This is a genomic window from uncultured Algibacter sp. (genome assembly GCF_947490405.1).
Lineage (GTDB): Bacteria > Bacteroidota > Bacteroidia > Flavobacteriales > Flavobacteriaceae > Algibacter_B.
Genome location: NZ_CANLGU010000001.1, coordinates 319,529 through 335,616 on the forward strand (window position 1 = coordinate 319,529; position 16,088 = coordinate 335,616).

16 protein-coding genes are annotated in these 16,088 nt (G+C 31.8%); 11 read left to right on the forward strand and 5 right to left on the reverse strand.

Translation table 11 applies throughout. From position 1 onward, the window contains the following. Positions 1-10 precede the first annotated feature (10 nt). From Q0772_RS01100 to Q0772_RS01150, 11 genes are all read left to right on the forward strand, one after another. Positions 11-1,132, forward strand: a complete 1,122-nt coding sequence (locus Q0772_RS01100; protein WP_298339016.1) for a helix-turn-helix domain-containing protein — start codon at positions 11-13, stop codon at positions 1,130-1,132. A 162-nt stretch (positions 1,133-1,294) separates the two neighbouring features. Next, positions 1,295-3,670 (forward strand): outer membrane beta-barrel family protein, encoded by a 2,376-nt coding sequence (locus Q0772_RS01105; RefSeq protein ID WP_298339019.1) that lies wholly within the window; start codon positions 1,295-1,297, stop codon positions 3,668-3,670. 24 nt (positions 3,671-3,694) lie between these two features. Further along, positions 3,695-4,747, forward strand: coding sequence for a serine hydrolase domain-containing protein (locus tag Q0772_RS01110; protein WP_298339021.1), 1,053 nt, complete (start codon positions 3,695-3,697; stop codon positions 4,745-4,747). Between the two features lie 129 nt (positions 4,748-4,876). Beyond that, positions 4,877-5,641: an AAA family ATPase gene (locus Q0772_RS01115; protein ID WP_298339024.1), complete on the forward strand. Its 765-nt coding sequence runs from the start codon at positions 4,877-4,879 to the stop codon at positions 5,639-5,641. Positions 5,642-5,644: 3 nt separating this feature from the next. Continuing rightward, positions 5,645-6,559 (forward strand): ParB/RepB/Spo0J family partition protein, encoded by a 915-nt coding sequence (locus Q0772_RS01120; RefSeq protein ID WP_298339027.1) that lies wholly within the window; start codon positions 5,645-5,647, stop codon positions 6,557-6,559. After that, positions 6,549-7,166 carry a DUF5683 domain-containing protein gene (locus Q0772_RS01125; RefSeq protein WP_298340589.1) on the forward strand — a complete coding sequence of 206 codons (618 nt, stop codon included), beginning with the start codon at positions 6,549-6,551 and terminating at the stop codon, positions 7,164-7,166. The genes Q0772_RS01120 and Q0772_RS01125 overlap by 11 nt, the downstream gene beginning before the upstream one ends. A gap of 35 nt (positions 7,167-7,201) precedes the next feature. Further along, entirely contained in the window at positions 7,202-7,906 is a 705-nt protein-coding gene (dapB, locus tag Q0772_RS01130) for a 4-hydroxy-tetrahydrodipicolinate reductase (protein WP_298339030.1), read from the forward strand. Positions 7,907-7,971: 65 nt separating this feature from the next. Next, positions 7,972-9,555: a signal peptidase I gene (lepB, locus tag Q0772_RS01135; protein ID WP_298339034.1), complete on the forward strand. Its 1,584-nt coding sequence runs from the start codon at positions 7,972-7,974 to the stop codon at positions 9,553-9,555. A gap of 49 nt (positions 9,556-9,604) precedes the next feature. Beyond that, the gene (locus Q0772_RS01140; RefSeq protein WP_298339036.1) at positions 9,605-10,315 is read left to right on the forward strand and encodes a M15 family metallopeptidase; all 711 of its coding nucleotides are present in this window, start codon (positions 9,605-9,607) and stop codon (positions 10,313-10,315) included. 3 nt (positions 10,316-10,318) lie between these two features. Continuing rightward, on the forward strand, positions 10,319-10,939 hold the full coding sequence (locus Q0772_RS01145; protein WP_298339039.1) for a WbqC family protein: 621 nt from the start codon (positions 10,319-10,321) through the stop codon (positions 10,937-10,939). A 2-nt stretch (positions 10,940-10,941) separates the two neighbouring features. Next, on the forward strand, positions 10,942-11,250 hold the full coding sequence (locus tag Q0772_RS01150) for a DUF6122 family protein (RefSeq protein ID WP_298339042.1): 309 nt from the start codon (positions 10,942-10,944) through the stop codon (positions 11,248-11,250). A 24-nt stretch (positions 11,251-11,274) separates the two neighbouring features. Here the strand turns inward: Q0772_RS01150 and Q0772_RS01155 are convergent, their stop codons facing one another. From Q0772_RS01155 to Q0772_RS01175, 5 genes are read right to left on the reverse strand one after another with little or no spacing between them, the layout of a single operon-like run. Beyond that, positions 11,275-12,297 carry an endonuclease/exonuclease/phosphatase family protein gene (locus tag Q0772_RS01155; RefSeq protein WP_298339046.1) on the reverse strand — a complete coding sequence of 341 codons (1,023 nt, stop codon included), beginning with the start codon at positions 12,295-12,297 and terminating at the stop codon, positions 11,275-11,277. A 4-nt stretch (positions 12,298-12,301) separates the two neighbouring features. Further along, positions 12,302-13,171, reverse strand: a complete 870-nt coding sequence (locus Q0772_RS01160) for a rhomboid family intramembrane serine protease (protein ID WP_298339049.1) — start codon at positions 13,169-13,171, stop codon at positions 12,302-12,304. Further along, complete coding sequence (locus Q0772_RS01165) at positions 13,172-13,921, reverse strand: rhomboid family intramembrane serine protease (RefSeq protein ID WP_298339052.1); 750 nt, start codon at positions 13,919-13,921, stop codon at positions 13,172-13,174. It abuts the gene before it with no gap. Positions 13,922-13,924: 3 nt separating this feature from the next. Next, positions 13,925-15,781: a DNA mismatch repair endonuclease MutL gene (gene mutL / locus Q0772_RS01170; protein ID WP_298339055.1), complete on the reverse strand. Its 1,857-nt coding sequence runs from the start codon at positions 15,779-15,781 to the stop codon at positions 13,925-13,927. 3 nt (positions 15,782-15,784) lie between these two features. After that, positions 15,785-16,072, reverse strand: coding sequence for a riboflavin synthase subunit beta (locus tag Q0772_RS01175; protein WP_298339058.1), 288 nt, complete (start codon positions 16,070-16,072; stop codon positions 15,785-15,787). Positions 16,073-16,088 lie beyond the last annotated feature (16 nt).

Below are 16,088 nucleotides of genomic sequence, written 5' to 3' on the forward strand. Positions count from 1 at the left end.
CTATAGTTAAATGGATAACACAACAATTATAGGTATAACTAGCTTTATAATAGTCGTACTATTTTCACTTTTCTCAGCATTTCTTTTAAGTGTTAAAACTACAAAAAAACTTAGTAATCAATTACTTGCAGGTTTCTTAATTATTACTACTGTAGACATTAGCGTATTCTTTTATCACAATTTTATTGAGTTACCTCCTATTCTTGAAATGTTTAGGATTCAGATTTCTTCATTCAAAGACCCTTTGCTATTTCTATACATATTATCTGTAATTTATTCAGATTTTAAATTAAAACCTAAACACGCTGTACATTTAATTCCTTGGATAATTAACATCATTATTTTACTTCCTAATTTTTTTCTTGCATCAAAAGAAACACAAATTGGATTTATATCCAACTTCCATCTAACCAAAGAATCCTATTATATTTCAATGATTGGAAGAATTATCGAAGTTATTTATATTGTAGCAGAACTCTATTACCTCTTAAGATATCGAAAACTATTGTTAGAAAATTACACAAGTAAAGATGCTTTTTATAATTACCATTGGGTAAAACAACTCATCATTTTTATTCTTATAGGACAATTATTAACGTTTATAAAAGCTATAGTTAGAGATTCAGGAGAATTTGATATGGCTTTTGTAAACATTTTCAGAATTATCTTGCTTTTATTTGGTTTATTCTTTAGTTTTTGGTTAGTATTCAAAGCACTTTTATCCCCCAAATTATTTAGAGGCATTGCTGTTAACCTTCGCCTCTCCAAAGAAATAGTAAAAGATGGTAATAAAGAAAATGATAATCTAATAAAAAATATAAAAACTTTTATGAATGAAAAGGAGCCTTTTTTAGATCCTTCATTAACTGTAAAAAGTCTTTCAGAGAAAATTAATATTCCTCATCGCGAATTATCTGTCTTGATTAATCAAGAACTCGGGCAACACTTTTTCGATTTTGTAAATGGATATCGCGTTGAAAAAGCCAAATCTATTTTTAAAAATAATACCGAAACTAAGCTAACAGTTCTTGAAGTATTATATGAAGTTGGTTTTAATTCAAAATCCTCATTCAATACTGCCTTTAAAAAACACACAGGACAAACACCTACCGCCTTCCGAAAATCCCAATAAACACAGGGCTTTGTAAAAAGTCGAACGTTTCATTAAACAAAGTCGAACGCATTTATATTTCAAAAATGCGTTCGACTTTTAACAATCGGTCGTGTACTACTCATTACTGGATGATATTTGCTTCAAATAAAACAAGTATCAATCTAAAAACAAAAACACACGATGAAACGTTTAACCATATTAACACTGTTACTACTTCCTACATTACTCATTTCTCAAATTAATATAAAAGGAAAAATAATTGATCATTCTCAATCCATAGCATGGGCCAATGTAGTTTTAACTAGATTAAACGGTGACATTGTTACTGGAGGTATTTCAGATGACGATGGGAATTTCAATTTACAAACTGATTCTGGAATTTATAATTTAACTATAAGCTTTATGGGGTATTCTAATTTTGTAAAAGAAATAAAGCTTACTGAAAACTTAGACTTAGGAACTATTGTTCTTAAAGCTGATAACACACTTGATGAAATTGTGATTACACAAAAAAAGAAACTCATCGAACAAAAACCAGATCGTTTAGTTTTTAATGTTGAAAATAGCGTAACAGCCATTGGAGGAGACGCTCTTGACGCTTTGAGTATTGCTCCTGGTTTGAGCGTACAAAACAACAGTATTAGTTTATTAGGACGAGGGGAGTCTAGAGTAATGATTAACGGACGTTTATTACAACTTTCGGCCGAGGATTTATCTAGCTATTTAAGTGCTATTGCAGCTAGCGATATTAAAAAAATTGAAGTTATCACTTCTCCTCCTGCAAAATATGAAGCTGCTGGTAATGGCGGGTTAATTAATATTATTTTAAAGAAAGGTAAACTAAACTCTTGGAAAAACTCATCATCAATTATAAGCAATATTAATACTTATAACTTTATTTCATTAAGAAATAGTTTTTTGTATAACAAAAATAAACTAAGCCTGTCTTTAAATTTAAATGGCACAAAAGGAAACTCAAGAAACACAGAAGATTTCCAAGTATTTTATCCAAGTAGCAACTGGGACATTGATATTGACAGTAAAGATGGTGAAGACAACCTTTCTGCTCAAATGTTGCTAGATTATAATATTAGTAAAAAAACAACAATTGGTATTCAATATTTGGGGAATTCTAAAAGCCCTAATATGATTGATAAAAGTACCTCACGAATAGTTAACACTTCAAATACTTTAGACTCGCTTCTGATTAATAATGGAAACAACCAATCTAAAGTTAATAGCCATTTGATTAATTTACACTCAAATAGTAAATTAGACTCTTTAGGAACAAATATTTCTTTTGATTTGGATTATTTTTCTTATGACTCAGATCAAGACAGAGGGTTTATAACAAATAGTTTTCTACCTAGTCGAGAATTTCAAGGAATCAATGCTGCTGCAAATACTTTTTCAAATCAAAAAATAGAAAACTATAGTATTAAAACAGATATAGAACAACCGTTAGAGTTTGTTAATTTATCCTATGGAATAAAATTAAGTACCATTAAAAACAATAGCGATATTAGGTTTTTTAACACTATTTCAGGGAATCCTGTTCTAGACACCAACATCTCTAATACATTTAAGTACGAAGAAAACATTCAGGCTTTTTACATAAATGGATCCAAAAAAATAAATGAAAAATGGGATATTCAATTAGGTTTACGATTTGAAAACACGAAAACAAAAGGGGTTTCTGTTCAGTTAAATGAAACGAATACCAACTCGTATTCCAAACTATTCCCTTCTTTTTATGCTAGTTATAACAAGGATGAAAACAATAGCTTTTCTTTAAGCTATGGCAAACGAGTTGAAAGACCTAGATTTAGAGACTTAAACCCTTTTAGATCTGTTATAAGCAGTAACACATTCAGCGTTGGAAATCCTTTTTTAAGACCCTCATTTATTGATAATTTTGATTTTAAATACACCTACAAGAACAATTTCACAACCAATGCTTTTTTAAACATAAGAGATGATGGCTCTAGTATAATTTTTACATCAGATGTTGAAACAAGCACACAAATTGCAACACGCGCAAACTTCTTTAAACAATATAACTTTGGGATAACACAAAGCTTATTATTTAATAAAATATCTTGGTTAGAAAGCCAGAATAGCGTTACGCTTTTGGGTTCTAAAACCAATTTTACCGAAAATATTGGAGCAACACCACAAAATGGATTTATGATTAATGCAAACTCTAGTAATAAGATTAATTTAAATAAAACAACTAAACTACAACTGGATGCCTATTACAGCTCACCGTTTAAAACTGGATTATTTAGTGTAGGTGAAATGCATAGTATTGATTTAGGGATTAGCAAACAATTCTTGAATAAACAACTACAAGTAGCCGTCTTGGTTAAAGATATTTTTAACAGGTCTAGCTTGAATAATTTTGAATCTACAGTAAACAGCGTAAAACAAGTTTATGCACAAAATGATAATAACAGATTTATAAGATTATCGGCAAGTTATAGCTTTGGAAATAAGAAAGTAAACGAAAAACTCAGAAACTTTGGAAACGAAGAAGAAATTAGAAGATCAAATTAATATATTAATTATAAAAAAATAGTCATGAAAAAAACACACCTAATAACCATTATCATGTTCTCTGCAACAACAATGTTTGCACAAAATATATCAAAAAAAATAGATTCAATCTTAAACAACCTTCATGAAGAACATCCTAACACAGGAATAAGCTTAGGCTTATACTATAAAGACCAAGTGATTTACAGTAATATAGGAACTATCAACAGAACTGATAACCAGAAAATTGACGAGAATACTGTTTTTGAAATTGCTTCAATAACAAAAGCAATTACAGGTAATTTAATTGCGCAAGCCATCAAAGACAAAAAATTTAATAGCAACAGTTATATTGACAATTATTTACCTCCCTTTTTTGAGTTAAACACAAATATCAAAAATAAAATCAAAATTTCAGACTTGGCATCGCATCAATCAGGTTTACCAGATATTGATTTTAGGAAATTAATAGCATTAAATCCTCAACAACCTGTTAGCGTTATAAACAAAGACTCTGTAGCAAATCTTATAAACAATTGTGACACATTAATAGACTATGGAAAATATCGTTATTCTACAATTGGTTTTATTCTACTAGGCCAAATATTAGAACAAGCTTACGGAGAAAGCTATGAATTTATTTTAACAGAAAAAATTATCAAACCCATCCAAATGAAACGCACCTTTACGAGAAATTTTGATGTAGAAAATGTGACCTCTGGATTTAATTTGGATGGTGGTGCTCAAGAGCTTTTTAAATGGAACATCACTGCTCCTGCTGGATTAATTAAATCAAGTTCTGCTGATATGATTAGCTATTTAAAACATCTTCTATACGATGATTCAAATAGGTCTGCTACTTCAATAACTGAACAACGTTTTTATAAAGATGATAAGATAGAAATTGGTTTGGGTTTAAATATTATCCAAATAGGAGATGAAACTATTTTTGCCAAAACAGGTGATACACTTGGGCAAACTTCAGTAATTGCATACAATCAAGCTAAAAAATGGGGATTAGTCATTCTTATTAATGAAAGTAATTCTAAATTAAGAAATAATATTTTCAATACTATTTATGAACAAATTTTGAATTAATACTAGCAAAACCCAAATATCTTATCTTGATTATTACTAATCATTTAAGATTCCAATCTTGTTAACAAGTTCCACTTTTATTCCACATAAATAATTGTATTTTTGTTACTCATTAAACCAAATCATCTAATGGGTAAAATCATTGCAATTGCTAATCAAAAAGGGGGTGTAGGTAAAACAACTACCTCAGTAAATTTAGCAGCTTCGCTGGGCGTTCTAGAAAAAAAAGTATTACTTATAGATGCTGACCCTCAAGCAAATGCAACTTCTGGAATTGGAATTGATGTAGAATCTGTTGACATAGGAACCTACCAACTTTTAGAACACTCGAACGAAGCTAAAGAAGCTATAATAAAAACAGAAACACCAAATCTGGATATTATACCAGCACATATTGATCTGGTAGCCATTGAAATAGAACTTGTTGATAAAGACGAACGAGAATACATGCTTAAAAAAGCACTCGCGGATATCAAAGACGATTATGACTATATTTTAATTGACTGCGCACCATCTCTAGGTCTACTCACGTTAAACGCTTTAACAGCTTCAGATGCCGTAATCATACCAATTCAATGTGAATACTTTGCCCTTGAAGGACTTGGAAAACTTTTAAACACCATAAAAAGTGTTCAAAAAATACACAATGCTGAATTGGATATTGAAGGCTTATTACTTACCATGTATGATTCGCGTTTACGCTTATCCAATCAAGTAGTTGAAGAAGTACAAAAACACTTCAACGATATGGTATTTAAAACTATCATTCAGCGTAATGTAAGACTCAGTGAAGCACCTAGTTACGGAGAAAGTATAATTAATTACGATGCTAGTAGTAAAGGTGCTAACAATTACTTAAGTTTGGCAAAAGAAATTATCAATAAAAACGCTTAAATTATGGCTAAGGCAACAAAAAAACAGGCTTTAGGTAGAGGTTTATCGGCACTTTTAAAAGATCCCAGTAACGATATCCAATCGGTTCAAGACAAAAATGCTGATAAAGTTATTGGTAATATTATTGAATTGGATATTGATTTTATTGAAGTTAACCCATTTCAACCCCGCACAAATTTTAGCGAAGAATCTTTACGAGAATTAGCCTCATCTATTAAAGAATTAGGCATCATACAGCCTATAACAGTTAGAAAATTAGGTTTAAATAAATATCAGTTAGTTTCTGGAGAACGTCGTTTTAGAGCTTCAAAATCTTTGAACTTAGAAACAATTCCAGCTTATGTTAGAATTGCTAACGATCAGGAATCTTTAGAAATGGCTTTGGTTGAAAATATTCAACGCCAAGATTTAGACCCAATTGAAATTGCATTATCATACCAGCGTTTAATTGACGAGATAAACTTAACGCAAGAGCAAATGAGTGAACGCGTAGGCAAAAAACGTTCTACCATCGCAAACTACTTGCGCTTATTGAAATTAGACCCTATCATCCAAACAGGTATGCGAGATGGTTTTATTTCTATGGGGCACGGTCGTGCTTTAATAGCTATTGAAAACCAAAGCGCACAGCTTGATATTTACGAAAAAATACTATCTGATAAGCTTTCTGTAAGAGAAACTGAAAATATTATTCGCGATTTCAACACAACCGGTAGCTCTGAATCAACTTCAAAAAAATCAGAAGACAACGAGATTCCAAAATTTGTTAAAAAGGGAATTACTGCGTTTTCTGAATACTTTGGACATAAAATTGACGTTAAAGTCTCTAAAAACGGGAAAGGTAAAATCACGATTCCTTTTCATTCAGAAGAAGACTTTAATCGTATTAAAAAATTAGTTCAAGGTGATTCCAAATAAACTCCTTTTTACAGGAATACTAACATGCTTACTTTGTTTCTCTTCATTTACACAAAACAAGAAGAAAAAACAAAAGAAAGAACTTCCTAAGGAAGTTGTTATAGATTCTATCGTTAAACCTAGCAAACCAATAAACCCGCTTTCACCAGCTAAAGCAGCATTTTATTCGGCTATCCTTCCAGGATTGGGGCAAGCATATAATAAAAAGTACTGGAAAATACCTATTGTATACGGAGCTATTGGTACTGGTGTTTACTTTTACATTAACAATAACAAAGAGTACAACAGATTCAGAGATGCATATAAACGTAGACTTGCTGGTTTTAACGACGATGAATTTTCTTTAGATTCTCAAGGCAATCCATTAACAACACCACGAGTATCCACCGAACGACTAGAAGATGCACAAAAATTCTATCGAAGAAACAAAGAAATTTCTTTATTAGTAACCATTGGTTTATATGCCCTAAATATTATTGATGCCAATGTTGATGCGCATTTATTACAATATAATGTTGATGAAAATCTATCTTTGTCTCCACATTACGAACTAAACCAGATAGACGCCTCAAGTAACTTGGGACTAACTTTAAATTTTAAATTTTAACCCAATTTAGGGTATAAACATACAATACTTTATATATGAATATAGCTTTACTCGGATATGGAAAAATGGGAAAAACCATAGAGCAAATTGCCATAAAACGTGGACATAATATTGTTTTAAAGGTTGATAAAGACGATAACGACTATGATATTACGAAAGCTGATGTAGCTATAGATTTTAGTATACCAAACGTTGCTTTTAATAACATTTCTAATTGTATTAACAACAATGTACCTGTAATATCTGGAACTACAGGTTGGTTGGATAAATATGATGATGCTGTTACTTTATGTAAAGAAAAAAAAGGAGCATTTATCTATGCTTCTAATTATAGTTTAGGTGTGAATATCTTTTTTGAGTTGAATAAAACTTTAGCTAAAATGATGAGTGCCTTAAAGCAATATAATGTTTCTATGGAAGAGATTCATCATACTCAAAAACTAGATGCTCCAAGCGGAACAGCGATTTCATTAGCAAATGGCGTTATTGAACAGCACGAAGGTTATGATAATTGGAAACTTGATGAAAATGGTGAAAGCACTATTCCAATAACCGCTAAACGTATTGAGGATGTACCTGGCACGCACACCGTTGCCTACGAAAGCGAGGTAGACACCATAAACATTGAGCATATTGCGCATACCAGACAAGGTTTTGCATTAGGTGCAGTTGTAGCGGCAGAATGGATTGCAGGAAAAACAGGTGTATTTACCATGAATGATGTGTTAAATATTGGTTAATTTACAATAAAAGTGTAACAACTAACAACGAGTTGTTACTAACATAAAATAAAAATTTTGAGATTATGACTTGGACACAATGGTTAATTTTCATTTTGATAATTCAAGTAATTCATGGTTTAGGAACCTGGAAATTATACATTAAAGCTGGCAAACAAGCTTGGGAAGCTTTTGTTCCTGTGTACAACGGCATTATTTTAATGAAAATTATAAACCGTCCTTGGTGGTGGATTATTTTATTATTCTTACCTATTGTAAACCTTATTATGTTTCCAGTGGTTTGGGTTGAAACTGCCAGAAGTTTTGGCAAAAACACATCCGTTGACACCTTTTTAGCTGTTATAACATTAGGTTTTTACAACTACTACCTCAATTATGTTGCCGATGTAAACTATATTGAAAATAGAAGTTTACAACCAAATTCATCTGGTGGCGATTGGTTAAGTTCTATTTTGTTTGCTATTGTTGCAGCAACTATAGTACACACCTACTTTATGCAACCGTTTACTATCCCATCCTCTTCGCTAGAAAAATCATTGCTAGTTGGAGATTTCCTGTTTGTTAGTAAATTTCATTATGGCGCGAGAGTTCCAATGACTACCGTAGGCGCACCTATGGTACATGACACTATCCCTGGATTAAATAAAAAGTCTTATTTATTTAATGATGATTTTGAAACACGAAAAACATCTTGGAAAAACAAACTACAACTGCCTTATTTACGTATTCCTGGGTTTGAAAAAATTGATAGAAATGAGATTGTCGTTTTCAATCAGCCTGCAGATACCCTAAGGGATATGAACGAGTTTAAACCCGACAGAAACTATTACAAGCCTATAGATAAGAAAACCAATCTTGTAAAACGTTGTGTTGGTGTTGCAGGAGATTCGCTTGAAGTTAGAAATGGTTATGTTTATATAAATGGAAAAAAGAACGAATTACCAGACAGAGCTCATTTACAGTTTAGTTATTTAGTACAACCAAAAACCAATCAATTCAATCCTAAATTCGTAAAAGATCGATATGATATTACTGATGGTTTTGGAATAATGAATGCTCAAAACACATATTATTTTTCAGCAATTTCAGATGAAGCTCTAGCAAAATTCAAAAATCATCCTAATGTTGCTAGCATTACACCCAACAAACGAGAAAAAGGACTAAGAGATCCAGATATATTTCCGCATGATCCAAATTACAATTGGAATGTTGATTTTTTCGGCCCCATTTATATTCCTGAAGAAGGAAAAACAATTGATATTAATTTAGACGTTTTACCACTTTATAAACGTGTAATTACTGAATACGAAGGCAACACATTACAAGTTAAGGGCAACCAAATCTTAATTAATGGAGAGCTAGCAAACACCTATACATTCAAGCAAAACTACTATTGGATGATGGGTGACAACCGCCACAACTCAATTGATGCCAGACGTTGGGGATTTGTGCCTTTTAATCATGTTATTGGAAAACCTGTATTTATTTGGATGAGTTGGGATGGCTTAAAAAACCCACGTTGGGAACGTTTCTTTACAACAGTAAGTGGCAAAGGAAAAGCCACCTCTTATCTTATACCATTTTTAGTATTGTTATTTGGATGGATAGGATTTAACAAATTTAGAAAACGTAAAAAAGCCAGTAACTAGACTTAATATTTTTTTGCTTAAATTTCTTTTTAAAGACTAAGCATATTTTATGGGCATTAAAGGGCTTTTATTTTTAGTATTTATACCATTATTTTCTTTCTCACAGAAAGAGAACACACTTAATAAAAACTTTGTTTTAGGCCGTATTAGCTATAAAGAGCATCCCGCTTTTATACAAGTAGCTTCAATTCATAGTAACAAATCCATTTATCTAGATAAGGAAGTATATCAAGCCTTTAAAAGAATGTATGAACAGGCAAAAATAGAGCACATTTCTCTTAAAATTATTTCTGGAACGCGGAATTTTGATGAACAAAAAGCCATATGGGAACGTAAATGGAAAACATACAAGCATCTAAAACCCATAGATAGAGCAAAAAAAATATTAGAGTACAGTTCGATGCCATCGTCTTCAAGACATCACTGGGGAACTGATATTGATATAAATAGTTTAAACAATACTTATTTTGAAAAAGGTACAGGTAAATTGGAATACAATTGGTTAGTTAACAATGCTCATAAGTTTGGTTTCTATCAAGTTTACACCAATAAGACTAATGGAAGAACCGGTTATAATTTAGAATGTTGGCATTGGTCTTATCTGCCTTTAGCAAATACATACCTTAATTTTTATAAACAACACATAACGTATTTAGATATAAAAGGTTTTAGTGGCTCCCATCTTGCTGAATCATTACATATTATCTCTGATTATGTTTGTGGTATTTCAAAACAAGCCAAAACATTCATTAACAATTAGCTTATGGGAATGGTAATTCATCCAACATATTTTCCAAATATTGCACATTATATTGCCATAGCAAATGCTAATGAAGTGGTTTTTGAAATGGAAGATAATTTCTTAAAACAAACCTACAGAAACCGAACCTACATTTTGGCAGCAAATGGAAAACTAAGTTTAAATATTCCAGTTATTCATTCGCAAAAAAATCGTCAGAAATATAAAGAAGTTAGAATCTTTAATGAAGAGAAATGGCAAAATCAGCATTGGAAATCTTTACTTTCAGCGTATAGAACCTCTCCTTTTTTTGAGTATTATCAAGATGAACTTCAACCTGTATTCCATCAAAAGGCAAATTTTTTGTTAGATTTTAATTTGAAATGTTTTGAAGTGCTTTGTGATTGTTTACAATTAGAATGCAATACTTCAAAAACGAAGACCTTTCAAAAAAATATTGAAAACAAAGTTGATTTACGGTATTTAGTCAATGCCAAAAAGGAAGCACCTTTTGCGTTTGAAAGTTATACACAAGTATTTAGTAATAAACATGGTTTTATTCCTAATTTAAGCATACTAGATTTACTTTTTAACGAAGGGCCTAATGCTTTAAATTATTTAGAATCTCATAGTATTAAATCGTAATAATGTTTCAATCATTCATCCATTATGGGAGTCATTTTTTATTACCTCTTCTAATTGCGTTATTGTTTTATAAATCGAATTGGAAATACGCTTATCTTATCATGATAGCTGGTATGCTAATTGATTTAGACCATCTACTAGCAACACCTGTTTTTGATCCTAGCAGATGCAGTATTGGTTTTCACCCGTTACACTCATCTTTCTTTATTTTGTTTTATTTCTTTTTGTGCTTTCCTAAAAAGTCGCGGTTGGTTGGATTAGGGTTAGTAATCCATATTATTTCAGATGCATTGGACTGTGCTCTGATGTAATCCCTAATATTAAACTCTTTTATTTCAATTTAAGCTAAGCGTAGTCATTATTGGATAATGGTCAGAATAATGCTGATTATAGGCCTTAAAACCATTCACATCAAAGCCTTTATCAGCCAATATAAAATCAATACGAACTGGGAAGAATTTAAAATCGTAAGTGCGCCCAAAACCATTACCAGCTTCCTTAAACGTATCATTTAAGTCACCTTTTATCTTCCTGTAAACATAAGAGAATGCTGTGTTGTTAAAATCGCCACAAATAACCATTTTATAATCACATTGGGTTTTATGCATTAAAAAAAGCTCTGTTTGAAATTGCTGCATTTTAAACGCTGTACCTATACGTTTAAATAAACGTTCTGACTCTTTGGTGTCAAGGTTTTCAACTTTTGGGTCAATACGCAAAGACTCCAAATGGATATTATAAAACCTAATCGTATCTTCACCCTTTACAACATCGGCATAAATAGCATTATTTCCAGTATCAGGAAACTCAACAGACCCAGAATTCACAATAGGATATTGAGAAAAAATAGCTTGCCCATATCGTGTTTTCGTTCCAGATAACTTTTCAAACTTATATTTAAAGAAAGACAAATCGATATTTTTATGCGGGTGATATTCTTGCAAACTCAACACGTCTGGTGATTCATTTTTAATAAAATCAACCATTTTTTTTTCTATCCCTTTTTCGGGAATCCATTCGTACAAATTAAATAACCTAACGTTATAATTCATTACCTTAAAGTTGCCGGAAGCATTAACATGCTTAGAAGATGAAAATTTATATAATGATCCGAATGAAAAATACCCAATAGCAAGAACCACAAGTGATAAAATAAATTGCTTTTTAAGCTTTACTAACCAGTATAAAAAGAAAAGTACATTAACTAAGATAAGTAATGCAACACCCAAACTTAAAACAGATAGTATTGCAAACGTTTTTGGAGGTAAAAAAGGAAGGATGAAAGATAATAATAAGAGAACAGCTAATATTCTATTGACTAACCATAATAATTTATCAATAAACTTTAGTTTCTTCATGGTATTACTTTCCAGCTCTAAATAAGAATTCTTTTTCTTCTGAAGTTAAACTATCATAACCACTTTTACTGATTTTATCTAGGATAACATCAATTTTCTTCTGGTTATTAAACTCATTAAAATCAGCTTTAGTATAGCCACCTACTTTACTTTTATTTTTATGTACCGTTTTTAAAGGTACTTTTTTTGATGCTTTAAATAAGCTCGCAATACTATCCATAAATTTTTCAAAACCTTTACCAATATCTTTTCCTTTGGTGAGTTGTTTTGCGTAAAAATAACCTAAGAAAGCGCCTCCTAAATGCGCTAGATTTCCACCCGCATTACCCGTTTCTTGGTTACTAATACCAGTAAAAACTCCTAAAACATCCAATACCACAATAGCAGCACCAATGTACCAGAGTTTGATGTTAAATGTAAAAAAACGCATCTCTTGATTTGGCATGTAAGCACAAAGAAAAATCAATAATGCTCTTACTGCTGCCGATGCACCAAGTAGCTTTGAATACCCACCAAAAACACTAGGAAACAGAGTATAGCATAACATAAATAGCAAACCGCCAGATATAGCTCCCAAAAAATAAACATTTAATGCCATTTTGGTACTAAATAAATTTAAAAACATACGCCCTAAAAAATAGAGCCATAGCATATTAAATAGAAGGTGAAAAAAGTCGTAATGTAGAAAAGCATAGGATATAATGGTCCACGGTTTTAAGATAAACTTAGAAAAATCACTAGGTAATTCAAACCAAGTAAAATTCATTCTTAAAATTAAAGCGAGCAAAAAAATCACTAAATTAATGGCTATTATCTTTTCAAGCACATTAAGGTTAGAGAGCTTCTTTTTTATATCCTGATTAAGCGTTGTCATTTAATACCAACGGTTTTGGTTAAACTGATTTTTCTTCCAGTACCACATGATTAAGAAACCTGTAACAGCACCACCTACGTGTGCCATGTATGCTGTATTACTTGGGCTAAAAAAGGATTGTCCTGTTAAACCCGAGATTAAATCTAAAATTATAATTCCTGGGATAAAATATTTGGCTTTGATAGGAATTGGCAAAAAAATCATCATCAATTCAGCATTTGGATTCATCATTCCAAAAGCTGCCATAACCCCCATAATACAACCTGAAGCTCCAACCATGGAAGCATTGTAAGCTGGAAATATGTCTTTTAACAGAGCTACCTGAGATTGGGTAACACCAGCACTTACTTCATTTGTAGTAAGCATTTGTTTAATACTCTGAGACGATAATCCTGACTCTAATAAGGTATTATAATCTGGAAGGTATTGAAAATAGTAAAATCCAACTTGAAGTAAAACAGCTCCCAAACCAGCAGAAATGTATAAAAACAAAAAGCGCTTTGAGCCAAGAACTTGCTCCACTGGTGTACCAAACATCCAGAGTGCAAACATATTAAAGAAAATATGCATTGCTCCACCATGCATAAACATGTGCGTAATAATTTGCCAAGGTTTAAAAGCATCATTTTGCGGAAAATACATAGCAAACCATTCGTAGAATAGATTTCCATTTCCAATATATAATGTACCAATAAACATAATCACGTTAATGATTAATAAATGTTTAACGGTTTCTGAAATTCGCATCATATCTTAAATAAATTTTTTATCTAACTCATCAACACTCATGGTAATAAATGTTGTACGGTTAGTAGGCGAAACATTGGGTTCTTTACAAGCAAATAACTTATTTACCAAATGTTCTTGCTCATCGCTTTGAAGAGATTGCCCTGTTTTGATAGCTAAACTTTTAGCCATAGATTTTGCCAACAAATCTGTTGCACTAAAGTGAGTATCTGGCACCTCGTTTTCAACATCACTAATTAATTGTTCTAAAATAATAGACACTTCACTTTCTGGAACCCCTATGGGCACACCCGTAATATCAACAGATTCATCTTTTACACTTGAGAACACAAAACCAGTGTGCTCTAAGTCATCTTTCAATTGATTTATAATAGCAATATCCTGAGGTGAAAAATGGAGTTGTAACGGAAATAACAATTGCTGGCTAGCAGCTTCCTTTATGGTTAGATTCTTTAAAAAGTCTTCATACAATATGCGTTGATGTGCGCGATGTTGATCGATAACCAACATACCAGATTTTATGGTGCTTACAATATATTTATTATGAAGTTGATACGTGGTATTGGTCTGGTCTATCTGGTCATCTTCAAAAAAAGTTCCTGTTTGTTCTTCACTTTCAAATTGAACTTCTGTAAAATCCCTTTCGGTTTGATTACCCTTTGATTCTAAACCAACATATAACCCTTCCCAACTTGATGCTGGTTCCCTTTTATAAGTTGATGTCCCTCCTCCTGAAGATTTTGATACTTTTTCTTCTTGAAATGGATTAAAACTTCTATCAACTTCCACCTTTGGCACATCTGTATCAGCTTGTTTATAGCTATAAGGTGTGTCTAGATTGGGGTCGCGCTCAAAATCTAATACTGGTGCAATATTAAACTGCCCCAAACTGTGTTTAACAGCAGAACGCAACAAAGCATAAAGCGTATGCTCATCATCAAACTTAATTTCAGTTTTTGTTGGGTGAATATTAATATCGATAGTTTGCGGGTCTACAGTTAAATTTAAAAAATAACTAGCATGTGTACCATTTTTTAGCAAACCTTCAAACGCTGAAGCTATTGCATGATTTAAATACGCACTTTTTATAAATCGATTATTTACGAAAAAGTATTGCTCGCCTCTTGTCTTTTTTGCAAATTCAGGTTTACCAACAAATCCTGATATTTTAAGCACTTCGGTATCCTCTTCAACAGGAACCAATTTCTCATTAGTCTTATTACCAAAGATATTTACAATACGTTGGCGGTAGTTACTAACTGGCAAATTAAAAGTTTCACTGCCGTTGTTATATAAAGCAAAACTAATGGAAGGGTGTGCTAGAGCCACACGATGAAACTCATCAATAACATGTCGTAGCTCAACCGTATCAGACTTTAAAAAATTACGTCGTGCTGGTATATTAAAAAAAAGATTTTTTACTGAGACTGAGGTTCCTGTTGGTGTAACTACAACTTCTTGAGAAACAACATTACTCCCTTCAATAATTAAACAAGTCCCAACATCTTCTTGGTCTTGTTTGGTTTTTAACTCTACATGTGCAATGGCTGCTATACTCGCCAATGCTTCTCCCCTAAAACCTTTGGTATGTAATTGAAATAAATCTTCGGCGTTTCTAATTTTTGATGTGGCATGACGCTCGAAACTCAATCTTGCATCAGTATTACTCATGCCTTTTCCATTGTCAATGACTTGAACAAGGGTTTTACCAGCGTCTTTAATAATTAATTTTATGGTATCAGAATTAGCATCAATAGCGTTTTCTAGAAGTTCTTTTACTACTGAGGCAGGACGCTGTACAACTTCTCCAGCGGCAATTTGATTTGCAACATGATCGGGTAAAAGCTGTATGATGTCTGCCATAAATTATTTAGGTAAGAATATAGATAAATCGAAGTCGATAACAAATAAAAATACTAAAACCAAGATAGCTATAATAATCAAAATACGACGATTTGCCTCTCTATCTGGGTTGTTTTTTAAATCATCTAAAGCATCATTAAATTTTCCTTTTATTCCTTTATTTGCACCAACTGTTTTTCTGTATTCATCAAATTTATGTTTGATTTCAAAAGGGTTACCTTCTCCTTTATCATCATAATAACGTGGTGTGTAATTAAATTTTTTGTTTTTACGCAATTTTAAAAGTCCCATGATTTCTTAGTTTTTT